Source organism: Mesorhizobium sp. M0317 (genome assembly GCF_040321555.1).
GTDB lineage: Bacteria > Pseudomonadota > Alphaproteobacteria > Rhizobiales > Rhizobiaceae > Mesorhizobium.
Genome location: NZ_JAMYRV010000004.1, coordinates 64,643 through 76,893, shown reverse-complemented (window position 1 = coordinate 76,893; position 12,251 = coordinate 64,643). Strand labels below are relative to the sequence as shown.

Below are 12,251 nucleotides of genomic sequence, written 5' to 3'. Positions count from 1 at the left end.
CCTAAACGTTCTCGATGACGATGCCGCTGATCTCGTTGGCGACGTCCTCAAAGCGGTCGACCACCTTCTCCAGCTGGCCGTAGATCTCCGAGCCGATCAGGTAGGCCATCGGATCGCTGCGGCCATGCCGCTTGAACAGGTCCTTCAATCCCTGCTCATGCAGATCGTCGGCGCGGCTTTCGACGCGCATCACCTCTTCGGCGATGGCGTTGAGGCGTACCGTTTGCGTGCCGACCTTGCTGAGCAGCGGGATCGCTTCGGCAACCAGCTTGGAGGCGGCAACGATGACGCCACCCATCTCCTGCATCAGCGGGTCGAATTCCTTCTTTTCGAACAGCTTCACCGTCTTGACGGTCTTGTGCATCATGTCGATGGCGTCATCCATCGACTGGATCAGGTCCTTGATGTCGCCGCGATCGAAGGGCGTGATGAAGGAACGCCGCACCGCCAGCAGCACTTCGGCCGTGATATGATCGGCCTGGTCCTCGAGATCGATGATCTTCTGGCACCAACGATCGATGTCCTTGCCCTGCAGGAGCTGCTCCAGCGCCTCGGCGCCGCCGACCACGGTGCGGGAATGCCGTTCAAAGAGGTCGAAGAAGCGATCTTCGCGCGGCAAAAGCTTGCGGAACCAGCCCAGCATGTCCGATCTCCTCGTATTCCATCCAACCACATAGCGCCGTGTTCGGCCGGGGGAAACAGCCAGCCGGCCCAAAGATGTGGATGCATGGCCAATTGCGGGTAGAGCTTGCGGCGAAAGGCAATTTCCCCGACCTTGCGCGAAACGAACGGACGGATGGTATGATCGACAAGCTCGAATTCTTCATCGCGCTGGCCAAGGAGGAGCATTTCGGCCGGGCGGCGGAAGCGTGCGGCGTCACGCAGCCGACCTTGTCGGCCGGGATCAAGCAGCTGGAGGGCCAGCTCGGCGTCATGCTGGTCAATCGCGGTTCGCGCTTTCAGGGGCTGACGCCGGAAGGCAAGCAGGTGCTGGTGTGGGCGCGTCGCATCGTCGGCGATTCCAGGACCATGCGCGAAGAGATGCGGGCGGCGCGACATGGCCTGTCCGGGCGTATCCGTATTGCCGCCATCCCGACCGCCCTCGCCATGGTGGCGCGGCTTACGACGCCATTTCGCGAGAAGCATCCGGGCGTCACCTTCTCTATCCTGTCGCGCACCTCGATCGAGGTGTTGTCGCTGCTCGGCAATTTCGACGCCGATGCCGGCATCACCTATCTCGACAACGAGCCTCTCGGACGGGTGACCAGCGTGCCGCTCTATGACGAGCGCTACCAGCTGATCACGGCGGTCGGAAATCCCTATTCGGATCGCGACAAAGTGACATGGGCCGAAATCAGCCAGCTGCCGCTCTGCTTGTTGACGCCGGACATGCAGAACCGCCGCATCATCGACCAGCATCTGGCCGAGGCCGGCGTGCAGGTGCGGCCGACACTGGAATCCAACTCGATGATCGTGCTGTTCTCCCACATACGGACAGGCAAATGGTCGTCGATCATGCCGCTCAACCTGGCGGAAACATTCGGTTTTTCCGAGCCGATCCGGGCCATTCCGATCGTCGAACCGGATGCCAGCCACACGGTCGGGCTGGTCGCCGCGCCGCGCGAACCGCACACGCCGCTGGTGCAGGCGCTGCTGGACGAGGCGATGGCGCTGGCAGACGATTTCCGCGCCAATCGCTGAGCTAGTCATAACTGGTCAATCGGCGCGATAGAAATTTTCTATCGTGCAACGAAACCGCTTTATTGATTTCATAGGTTTTCTCTGATTTCTTAAGCACTTAGCGATTAAGCGGCGTAGGCATGTCGTTGTTCCAAAACCGCTTCATGCTTTTGGACGATTATATGCATCGATCGCTACGATAGGGAGGGCGCTGCGTGACGATGCAGCCTGCAAGTACCGAGATACAGTCGCGCACGGCGGCGATCATCCAGGAGTTGAAGGGCCTCGAAGGCCCCCTGCTGCCGATCCTGCACGAGATCCAGGAAGAATTTGGCCACGTGCCGCAGGACGCCGTGCCCGTCATCGCCGATGGGCTGAACCTGTCGAGGGCCGAAGTGCATGGCGTCGTGACCTTCTATCATGATTTCCGTGCCCGGCCGGCTGGCCGGCATGTGCTCAAGCTCTGCCAGGCGGAAGCCTGCCAGTCGATGGGTTCGGATGCGATCGCCGCAAAGGTCAAGCAGTTGTTGGGCATCGATTTCCATGAGACCACCCGCGACGGATCGGTTACACTTGAGCCTGTCTATTGCCTCGGGCTGTGCGCCTGTTCACCGTCGGCGATGCTGGATGGTGAGGTGATCGGGCGGCTCGATGACGAGAAGATCGAAGAGATCGTCGGGGAGGTACGCTCATGATCCCGCGCATCTACATTCCAGGTGACTCCGGCGCGCTGGCGCTCGGCGCCGAAAAGGTCGCCAAGGCTGTTCGTGCGGAACTGGCTGAACGGGGCGTCGAGGCCAAGATCGTCCGCAACGGCTCGCGCGGCGCCTATTTCCTCGAACCGATGGTCGAGGTCGCGACCGAAAAGGGCCGCGTCGCTTACGGGCCGGTCAAGCCATCGGACGTCAAGAGCCTGTTCGACAGCGGCTTTCTCACCGGCGGGCATCACAAGCGCTGGCTGGGCGCGCCCGACAAAATCCCGTTCCTGGCCAAGCAGACGCGCCTGACCTTTGCGCGTTGCGGCATCAACGACCCGCTATCGCTCGATGCCTACAAGTCACTGGGCGGGCTCAAGGGCCTGCAGAACGCGGTGGCCATGGCGCCGCTCGACATCGTCAAACAGGTCACGGAATCGGGCTTGCGCGGCCGAGGCGGCGCCGGCTTCCCGACCGGCATCAAGTGGAAGACGGTGCTCGATACGACATCTGACCGCAAATACATCGTCTGCAATGCCGACGAGGGCGACAGCGCCACCTTTGCCGACCGCATGATCATGGAGGGCGACCCCTTCGTGCTCATCGAAGGCATGACGATTGCCGGCATCGCCACCGGCGCGACCAAGGGGTTCGTCTATATCCGCTCGGAATATCCGCATGCGGTGGCTGTCATGAACAAGGCTGTCGAGGTCGCCCGCAAGGCAGGCGTGCTCGGCGTCAGCGTGCTGGGTTCGCCCAACGCCTTCGACATGGAAATCCGCGTCGGCGCCGGCGCCTATGTCTGCGGCGAGGAAACTTCGCTGCTGAACAGCCTTGAAGGCAAGCGCGGCGTGGTGCGAGCCAAGCCACCGCTGCCGGCAATCCAGGGTCTGTTCGGCAAGCCGACGGTGATCAACAACGTCATCAGCCTGGCCTCCGTGCCCATCATCATGGACAAGAGTGCTGCCTTCTACAAGGATTTCGGCATGGGCCGCTCGCGCGGCACGATCCCGATACAGATCGCCGGCAACGTCAAGTTCGGCGGCCTGTTCGAGGCGGCGTTCGGCATGACGCTGGGCGAGATCGTCGACGATATCGGCGGCGGTACGGCCACAGGTCGCCCGGTGAAGGCGGTGCAGGTCGGCGGCCCGCTCGGCGCCTATTTCCCGCGCGGCCTGTTCGACACGCCGTTCGACTACGAAGAGTTCGCGAAGCGCGACGGGCTGATCGGCCATGCCGGCATCACCGTGTTCGACGACACGGCCGACATGCTGAAGCAGGCGCGCTTTGCCATGGAGTTCTGCGCCATCGAAAGCTGCGGCAAGTGCACGCCCTGCCGCATCGGCTCGATACGCGGGGTGGAGACCATCGACCGGCTTGCCGCCGGCATCGAGCCGGAGAAGAACCTGGCACTGGTCACCGATCTCTGCAACACGATGAAGTTCGGATCGCTCTGCGCGCTGGGCGGCTTCACGCCCTATCCGGTGATGAGCTCGATCACCCATTTCCCCGAAGATTTCAAGCCCGCGCCGGCGCGCGTGGCTGCTGAATAGGTGCTGGCAGATGAATATCAAGGCCGACTTCCCGACACTCATCGAAGAACTCGATTACGGAACCCCGGAATCGAAGGCGCAAAAGCAGGTTACGCTGATCGTCGACGGCCGCAGCATCAGCGTGCCGGAGGGTACGTCGATCATGCGCGCGGCGATGGAAGGCGGGGTCGAGATCCCAAAACTCTGTGCCACGGACATGCTGGACTCGTTCGGCTCCTGCCGCGTCTGCCTGGTCGAGATCGACGGGCGCGGCGGCACGCCGGCATCCTGCACGACGCCCGTCGGCGAAGGCATGGTGGTGCGCACGCAATCCGAGCGGCTCGACGCCATCCGCCGCGGTGTCATGGAGCTTTACGTCTCCGACCACCCGACCGGCTGGAACGAGAAGGCCGGTACCGGGGCCAGCGAGTTCGACGTTGTGGCGAAGTCTGTCGGCCTGACCGAGAACCGCTTCGGCATCGAGGGCCGCAACCACGTCAAGCAGGAAAACGGCGTCGCGCCCGGCCATGGCTCGCTGGCGGTCGACTACATCGCCCGCGATGAGTCCAACCCCTATTTCACCTATGATCCGGCGCAATGTATCGTGTGCTCGCGCTGCGTGCGGGCCTGCGAAGAGGTGCAAGGCACCTTCGCGCTGACGATCGAGGGCCGCGGTTTCGAATCGCGCATGGTCGCCGGCATGCACGAGGATTTTATCGCCTCCGAATGCGTATCCTGCGGCGCCTGCGTGCAGGCCTGTCCGACCGATGCGCTGCGTGAAAAGACCGTGCTTGAGAAAGGCATGCCCGAGCGTTCCGCTGTCACCACCTGCGCCTATTGCGGCGTCGGCTGCTCGTTCAAGGCAGAAGTGAAGGACGACGAAGTCATTCGCATGATGCCCTACAAGGACGGCAAGGCGAACCACGGCCACTCCTGCGTGAAGGGCCGTTTCGCCTATGGCTATGCCACCCACAAGGACCGCATCCTGTCGCCTATGATCCGGGAAAAGGTCAGCGATCCCTGGCGCGAAGTGAGTTGGGAAGAGGCCATCGCCCATACGGCCAAGGAATTCCGCCGTATCCAGTATCAATACGGCCGCACCTCGATCGGCGGTATCACGTCCTCGCGCTGCACGAATGAAGAGACCTATCTGGTGCAGAAGCTGGTGCGCCAAGGCTTCCGCAACAACAATGTCGACACCTGCGCTCGCGTCTGCCACTCGCCGACCGGCTACGGCCTCGGCCAGACCTATGGCACCTCGGCCGGCACGCAGGATTTCGATTCCGTCGACTTCACCGATGTCGCCGTCATCATCGGCGCCAATCCGGCTTCCGCCCACCCGGTGTTCGCCTCGCGGCTGAAGAAGCGGCTGCGCCAGGGCGCCAAGCTGATCGTGCTCGATCCGCGCCGCACCGAAATGGTCAAGTCGGCGCATATCGAGGCCGACTATCACCTGCCGCTGAAGCCGGGCACCAACGTGGCGGTGCTGACGGCGCTGGCGCATGTCATCGTTACCGAAGGGCTTTTCGACGAAGCCTTCATCCGCGATCGCTGCGACTGGGCGGAGTTCCAGGATTGGGCTTCTTTCGTCGCCTTGCCGGAAAACAGCCCCGAAATGGTGGGCAAGCTGTCCGGCGTCGATCCCGAACTGATCCGAGGTGCTGCACGGCTCTATGCCAAGGGCGGCAATGGCGCGATTTATTACGGCCTCGGCGTCACCGAACACAGCCAGGGTTCGACCACGGTTATGGCTATCGCCAACCTTGCCATGGCGACCGGCAATATCGGCCGTCCCGGCGTCGGGGTGAACCCGCTGCGCGGCCAGAACAACGTGCAGGGTTCCTGCGACATGGGCTCGTTCCCGCATGAACTGCCGGGCTACCGCCACATCTCCGGCGAGGCGGTGCGCGACATCTATGAGACGTTGTGGGGGGTGAAGCTCGACGACGAACCAGGCCTGCGCATCCCCAACATGCTCGATGCCGCCGTCGACGGCTCCTTCAAGGGCATCTACATCCAGGGCGAGGACATCCTGCAGTCCGACCCTGATACCAAGCATGTCGCGGCTGGCCTGGCGGCGATGGAATGCGTCGTCGTGCACGACCTGTTCCTCAACGAGACAGCGAACTACGCGCATGTCTTCCTGCCGGGCTCGACCTTCCTGGAAAAGGACGGCACCTTCACAAATGCCGAGCGCCGCATCAACATGGTGCGCAAGGTGCTGGAGCCGAAGGCGCGCTATGCCGACTGGGAAGCGACACAGGAGCTTGCCCGCGCGATCGGGCTGGATTGGAACTACCAGCATCCCTCCGAAATCATGGACGAGATCGCCAAAACGACGCCAAGCTTCGCCGGCGTCTCCTTCGATCTGCTCGACCGTGTCGGATCGGTGCAATGGCCCTGCAACGAGAAGGCGCCGCTCGGCACGCCGATCATGCATATCGGCGGCTTCGTGCGTGGCAAGGGCAAGTTCATCCGCACTGAATATGTGGCGACCGACGAGCGGACCGGGCCGCGTTTCCCGTTGCTGCTGACCACCGGTCGCATCCTCAGCCAGTACAATGTCGGTGCGCAGACAAGGCGCACCGAAAACGTCATGTGGCACTCGGAGGACCGGCTGGAGATCCATCCGCACGACGCCGAGAACCGCGGCCTGCGCGATGGCGACTGGGTGCGGCTGACCAGCCGTTCGGGTGAGACGACGCTGCGTGCGCTGATCACCGACCGGGTGTCGCCAGGTGTGGTCTACACAACGTTCCACCATCCCGACACGCAGGCCAACGTCATCACCACCGACTTCTCCGACTGGGCGACCAACTGCCCGGAGTACAAGGTGACCGCGGTGCAGGTCGGCGCCTCCAACGGGCCTTCGGACTGGCAGCGCGACTATAACGAGCAGGCCGAGCAGAGCCGCCGCATCGCAAAGCTGGAAGCGGCGGAGTAGTCTTGCCACGGCGTTCGACAATGAGAGCTTCAATCTTGACGGTTGGTCGACCCCCACTCCGTCAGGAAGGAGAGCTTAAGCCGCATGGCGCCTTTCCTCTCCCTCCGGAGGGGGGAGAGGTGGCGCCGCGAAGCGGCGACGGAGTGGGGGAAGCCGGCCCCGCAACACGCAGCCGTCGAAAGTCGCGCACAACCCAAAGAGCAGGCAAACCGGCCTATCTGGCGAGCAGTCGCCCCCCACTCCGTCAAGCTTCGCCTGACACCTCTCCCCCAATCGACGGGGGAGAGGAAAGGCGCGAGCCTCCACAGCTAGTGCTAAGGACGAACAGGGCAGAGGGGCGCGCCTCGTGACCCGAAAACGCCAAGCCACCACCCAAATCTCTCGCCTTGCCCACCGCGCCAGCGGCACTGCGGTGGCCAACCGCATGGTGCCGGAGGAGACGCCGGTGGCGTTCTCCTTTGCCGGCACCACCCATGCGGTGATGATGGCGAGCCCGGCCGACTTCGAGGATTTCGCGCTCGGCTTCTCGCTGACCGAAGGCATCATAGCCTTGCCTGACGAAATCGATGCGATCGAGGTCGAGGACCATGGCGCCGGCATCGATATCCAGATCCGGCTGAAGGACCAGGCCAATACGCGCTTCGAGGCGCGGCGGCGGCGGCTCGCCGGCCCGGTCGGCTGCGGGCTGTGCGGCATCGAATCCATCGAGGAAGCGATGCGCTCGGTCGATAAGGTTAGTGCGTCCAAGCTTACGCTTGAAGCCGACGACATCACCCGTTCGGTAAAACTTTTATCCAAGGTGCAGCCTCTGCATTCAGAAACCGGCGCCGTGCATGCAGCGGGCTTCTACATTCCCGGCAAAGGCATCGTCATGGCGCGCGAGGATGTCGGCCGGCACAATGCGCTGGACAAACTGGCCGGCGCGCTGGCCAAGGCCGGCATTGACGGTGCATCGGGCGCGGTGGTGGTGACATCACGCGTCTCGGTGGAGATGGTGCAGAAAACGGGGGCGATCGGCTCCGCCTTCATCATCGCCGTGTCGGCGCCGACAGCCCTTGCCATCCGCACCGCCGAAGAGGCCGGCATGACGCTGGTGGCGCTGGTGCGCGGCGACGATTTCGATGTTTTCACCCACCCTAAACGGGTGGTCTTGGGAGTTGCCCAGCATGTCGCATGACGAAGAACACATCACGAGCACCGGGGAAAAGCTGGTGCGCATGGCCAACCAGATCGCCGCCTTCTTCCATTCAAGGCCCCGCGAGGAAGGTGTGGCGGGCGTGGCCGAGCACATCAACAAGTTCTGGGAGCCCAGGATGCGCCGGCAGTTCTTCGAGATGCTGGACAGCGGCGGCGAAGGTTTTGACGAACTCGTCGTCGTGGCCTCGGCCAGGATCAAGCGGCCGAAGACCGAGGAGCAGGCCGATGTGAGCATCGGCTACGTCCAACCCACGGGTGCAGAGAGCGTCGCTCCCCAGAAATAGCCTGCCCCAGAAATGGCGGGCGAACACGGCTCGCGCCGCGGGCTATATTCCTGTCTTCTAAAGTTTGGCTGCCGCATCCGGCAGGCGTCTGCTATGGTCGACGATCAGAAATCGTCTGGCCGGGCGGGATAGCAACGTGAGGCCGATCGAGACGCGATATGCCCTCAGCGGCGACGTGCGGATCGCCTATCAGGTGGTCGGCCAGGGATCGTTCGACCTGGTTTTCGTGCCCGGCTTCATTTCCAATCTCGACCTGCATTGGGAAGACGAGGGCTACGCCAGGCTCTTGAAACGGCTCTCGGCGTTCTCGCGGCTGATCCTGTTCGACAAGCGCGGCACCGGCCTGTCCGACCGCGTCGACCCACGCCACCTGCCCAGCCTCGAAACCCGCATGGACGATGTGCGCGCGGTGATGGATGCCACCGGCAGCGGCCGCGCGGCCTTGCTCGGCGCTTCGGAAGGCGCGCCGATGGCAATGTTGTTTGCCGCCACCTATCCGGAACGGACACGAGCGCTGGCGCTCTATGGCGGTTATGCGCATTTCCACAAATGGGTGATGTCGCCGGAGCGCCTCGAGGCCTTCATCGCGACGGCCGGCACGGAATGGGGCACGGGCGCCACACTGCCCAACTTCGCTCCCGGCCGGGTAGATGATGCGCATTTCACCCAGTGGTGGGCCCGCTTCGAGCGGCTGTCGGCCAGTCCGACGGCAGCGGCAGCCCTTGCCCGGATGAATGCCGGAATCGATGTGCGCGGCGTGCTTTCGGCGATCGGCGCACCGACACTGCTCATTCATCGCCGCAACGACGCGCGGGTCGACCCGGACGCCAGCCGCTTCCTGGCGAAAGAGATCGCCAATGCGCGACTGGTCGAGGTCCCCGGGCGCGACCACCCGATCTGGACCGGCGATGTCGACCGGGTGGCCGACCTGATCGAGGAATTCCTGACCGGCGAGCGTGCCGTGGCCGAAGCGGAGCGCGTGCTTGCCGCTCTTCTGGCGACACGCATCTACGACACGGCGCGGGTTGGCGACCGCATGTGGAGCGAACGTAGCGAGCGCTTCCAGGAGAGCTGGCGGCAGCTGGTCGGCCGTCATGGCGGACGCGTCGCTGGCATCCGTGGCGAATTGATGATCTCGCGCTTCGACGGGCCGGCGCGGGCCATACGCTGCGCGGCGGCACTGCGCGATGCGGCGCAACATATGGGCATTGCAAGCGCCCAGGGCGCCCATGTCGGTGAGGTCGAAACGCGCGGGCCGCCGGTGGGGCTGATGGCACGGGTGACGATGCAGATCGCCGCCCATGCCGGGCGCGGCGACATTCTGGCGTCGCGGCTGGCCGCCGATCTGGCGGCGGGGTCCGGCCTGCATTTCATCGATGCCGGGCGTGTCACGGTGGATGAGTTGGACGAGCCGCTGGCGCTGGTCCAGGCGACGTCGGAACAGCACCTGGAGCCGGCCTGCCGCCCCAAGGCGAAACCCGCCGAGCCGGCTCAACTGACGGCGCGCGAAAGCGAGGTGGTGATCCTGATCGCCGACGGCAAGAGCAATGCCGCGATCGCCGCCGAGTTGAGGCTCAGCGAGCATACGGTCAAGCGTCATGTCGCCAACATATTGCTGAAGCTCGATTTGCCGTCACGGGCAGCGGCAGCGGCATTTTCCGCCAGGCAGGCTGGCCCGGACGGGCCATAGGGACCATGGCGCTTTCGGGCGAAGCGGCCAGGAGTATCCGAGCGTACCAATTCTCTCCATGCAGGCCAGGCGGATGTCGCCAGAAAGGCACTGCGGACGGAGGATGCAATGCTGAAGTCAAACAGGTCGATCAAATCGCTGGTGATAGCGGCAGGCGTTGGAGTGCTGTTCACGATCGCTCCCGCCCAGGCCGAGGATGCCTCGGCGGCCGCTGCCTACAAGGACATCGAGGCGACGCTCGGCTCGGTGCCGGACATGTTCAAGACGCTGCCGGATGTCGCGGTTGCCGGCGCCTGGGCCGAGATCAAGGGTGTGCAGCTCAACCCCAAGACCGCGCTCGACGGCAAGACCAAGGAACTGCTGGGGCTGGCCGTCGCCTCGCAGATCCCCTGCCAGTACTGCATTTATTTCCACACCGAGGCCGCCAAGCTCAATGGCGCGACCGATGAGGAGATCAAGGAAGCGATCGCGATGGCGGCCATCGTGCGCCACTGGTCGACGATGCTCAACGGCAGCCAGGTCGATTTCGCGACCTTCAAACAACAGACCGGCGGCGTGTTCGCAGCCGTCAAAGCCAAGTCGCAGTGAAAGAAAATGCCGGGCGGTGCGCCGGGCATTGCTTGTGATCATTCAACCGCCCGATCAACGGGCCATGGAGGAGAAGATGCTGACCAAGACGCAGAGCGTGGACGGCGCGGCGATCAAGAAAGCGATCGAAGGACGGGACGGCAGGATGCTCGCTAGCTTCTATGCCGACGACGCACTGGTGCGGGTGATCGACCGCAACAATCCGCCGAGCAAGCCGCGCGAGATCCGCGGCCGGGCGGCGATCAGCACCTTCTGGGACGACATCTGCAGCCGGGCGATGACCCACAAGGTCGACACCACCATCGCCGATGGCGACAATCTCGCCTTCACCCAGGCCTGCGCCTATCCGGACGGAACGAAAGTGTTCTGCGCGGCGATGCTGGAGCTGAAGAATGGGCGGATTGCACGACAGACCGTCGTGCAGGCCTGGGACGAGTAGTTCCACCGCGGAAAGATCAACCGCGGTTTGGGCCGCAAAACTGGAGGAGACAAAAATGTTCAGCGCCAGATGGCAGATCGACGCCAAGTTCGGGCACAAGCAGACCGTGCTCGACCTGTTGAAGAAATGGGAACGCGAGATCGGCTCTCAGGTCGGCATTGCCGATCTCGAGTTCCAGATCATGACCGGTTCGATCGGAGCTCGGGAAGCGACGGTCGAATCGCATCATCAGGTCGAAAGCCTTGCCCAGCTGGAGGGTTTCTTCGCCAGGATCGGCAAGATCGACGCCCACGCTAAATGGGGCAAGGAGATGGAGCCCTACGTCGTTTCAGGCACCAGCCTTTGGAACATCTATCGCATCGTGGAGTAGCGGTGGCGGGTGCATCGGTTTTCGGCCATCAGTTGCGGCGGCCGAAACTCGTCCGCTGCCCCGAGAACCGCCCTTCCCTGGCCAATCCGGCAGCCGCGACACGTGCTGGCTGATTGGGCAATGTGGCCTGCTTGGCCAGGGCCGCCGCTATCAAGGCGTCGGCCTGGCGCGCGCGCTGGTCCGCGCCGGCATCTCCGGCAGGGTTGCCCGCCACGGCGGAGGTCGACATCCGCCGGCGGGGTTTGAAAGCAAGATAGAGAAGCAACGCGCCGAGCAGTCCAGCCCCAATGACGATCGTCAAACGCGTGCCGGTCATGCCGGTGCGTTCGATCTGGGTGGGGTTGGCGGGGTTCTGGACGACGGTGAGCTTGTCGCCGACCTGCGGTTCGCGGGCACCGTTCTTGTTCAGCTCCATCGTGGCCTCGACGGCGTCGGCGCCGGTGCCGACGCGCAAGGTGCCGGTGAATTTCTGGGTCACCTTCCACTCTTTGTCAGCATGAACCGTCTTGAACGCATCCACCAGTTCGCACGGGATCGTGGCGGTGCTGACGGTCTTGTAGACAATCTTGTGGGCGGTCGATTCCATGTCGCATTCGACATTGACCGCGAGGATTTCAGCAGGCGCCTCGGGCCAGCCGCTCTTCTTGATCATGTCCTTGCCGCCGAACACAGCGATCAGCAGACAGAAGCCGCCAATGAGTACCAGCTTGATCTTGGTCGTGTTCATGCGCAAACCCCTCGCCGCGCGGTTTCCCGGCAAGAGGCTGCTCGTTCAGGTTGAATATTCAGTAAATCGTGAACTCCCGGCGTACCGCAAAAGTAACTCTCGCTT

At 63.6% G+C, this 12,251-nt stretch carries 12 protein-coding genes; 10 read left to right on the top strand and 2 right to left on the bottom strand.

The window, feature by feature from the left end; translation table 11 throughout:
* Position 1: 1 nt before the first annotated feature.
* Positions 2-643 carry a DUF47 family protein gene (locus NKI88_RS05690; RefSeq protein WP_352654140.1) on the bottom strand — a complete coding sequence of 214 codons (642 nt, stop codon included), beginning with the start codon at positions 641-643 and terminating at the stop codon, positions 2-4.
* Between the two features lie 158 nt (positions 644-801).
* Here NKI88_RS05690 and NKI88_RS05685 point away from each other — a divergent pair, with 158 nt between their 5' ends.
* The 10 genes from NKI88_RS05685 to NKI88_RS05640 all read left to right on the top strand — a co-directional run bounded on the left by NKI88_RS05685 (position 802) and on the right by NKI88_RS05640 (position 11,419).
* Positions 802-1,701 carry a LysR family transcriptional regulator gene (locus tag NKI88_RS05685; protein ID WP_023673428.1) on the top strand — a complete coding sequence of 300 codons (900 nt, stop codon included), beginning with the start codon at positions 802-804 and terminating at the stop codon, positions 1,699-1,701.
* 194 nt (positions 1,702-1,895) lie between these two features.
* A complete protein-coding gene (locus NKI88_RS05680) occupies positions 1,896-2,375 on the top strand; it encodes a formate dehydrogenase subunit gamma (RefSeq protein ID WP_023688791.1) in 480 nt (159 codons plus the stop codon).
* Positions 2,372-3,928, top strand: a complete 1,557-nt coding sequence (locus tag NKI88_RS05675; protein ID WP_352654137.1) for a formate dehydrogenase beta subunit — start codon at positions 2,372-2,374, stop codon at positions 3,926-3,928. The genes NKI88_RS05680 and NKI88_RS05675 overlap by 4 nt, the downstream gene beginning before the upstream one ends.
* A gap of 10 nt (positions 3,929-3,938) precedes the next feature.
* Positions 3,939-6,851, top strand: a complete 2,913-nt coding sequence (fdhF, locus tag NKI88_RS05670; RefSeq protein WP_352654135.1) for a formate dehydrogenase subunit alpha — start codon at positions 3,939-3,941, stop codon at positions 6,849-6,851.
* A gap of 346 nt (positions 6,852-7,197) precedes the next feature.
* A complete protein-coding gene (gene fdhD, locus NKI88_RS05665; RefSeq protein WP_023749988.1) occupies positions 7,198-8,028 on the top strand; it encodes a formate dehydrogenase accessory sulfurtransferase FdhD in 831 nt (276 codons plus the stop codon).
* Positions 8,018-8,332, top strand: a complete 315-nt coding sequence (locus NKI88_RS05660; RefSeq protein WP_023703522.1) for a formate dehydrogenase subunit delta — start codon at positions 8,018-8,020, stop codon at positions 8,330-8,332. The genes fdhD and NKI88_RS05660 overlap by 11 nt, the downstream gene beginning before the upstream one ends.
* Positions 8,333-8,468: 136 nt before the next feature.
* The gene (locus NKI88_RS05655; protein WP_352654133.1) at positions 8,469-10,022 is read left to right on the top strand and encodes an alpha/beta fold hydrolase; all 1,554 of its coding nucleotides are present in this window, start codon (positions 8,469-8,471) and stop codon (positions 10,020-10,022) included.
* Between the two features lie 108 nt (positions 10,023-10,130).
* Positions 10,131-10,610 (top strand): carboxymuconolactone decarboxylase family protein, encoded by a 480-nt coding sequence (locus tag NKI88_RS05650; protein ID WP_352654131.1) that lies wholly within the window; start codon positions 10,131-10,133, stop codon positions 10,608-10,610.
* A gap of 76 nt (positions 10,611-10,686) precedes the next feature.
* A complete protein-coding gene (locus tag NKI88_RS05645) occupies positions 10,687-11,049 on the top strand; it encodes a nuclear transport factor 2 family protein (protein WP_023688799.1) in 363 nt (120 codons plus the stop codon).
* 55 nt (positions 11,050-11,104) lie between these two features.
* A complete protein-coding gene (locus tag NKI88_RS05640; protein ID WP_286489065.1) occupies positions 11,105-11,419 on the top strand; it encodes a hypothetical protein in 315 nt (104 codons plus the stop codon).
* 28 nt (positions 11,420-11,447) lie between these two features.
* Here NKI88_RS05640 and NKI88_RS05635 read toward each other — a convergent pair whose 3' ends face one another.
* A complete protein-coding gene (locus NKI88_RS05635; RefSeq protein WP_023819543.1) occupies positions 11,448-12,146 on the bottom strand; it encodes a DUF3592 domain-containing protein in 699 nt (232 codons plus the stop codon).
* Between the last annotated feature and the right edge of the window lie 105 nt (positions 12,147-12,251).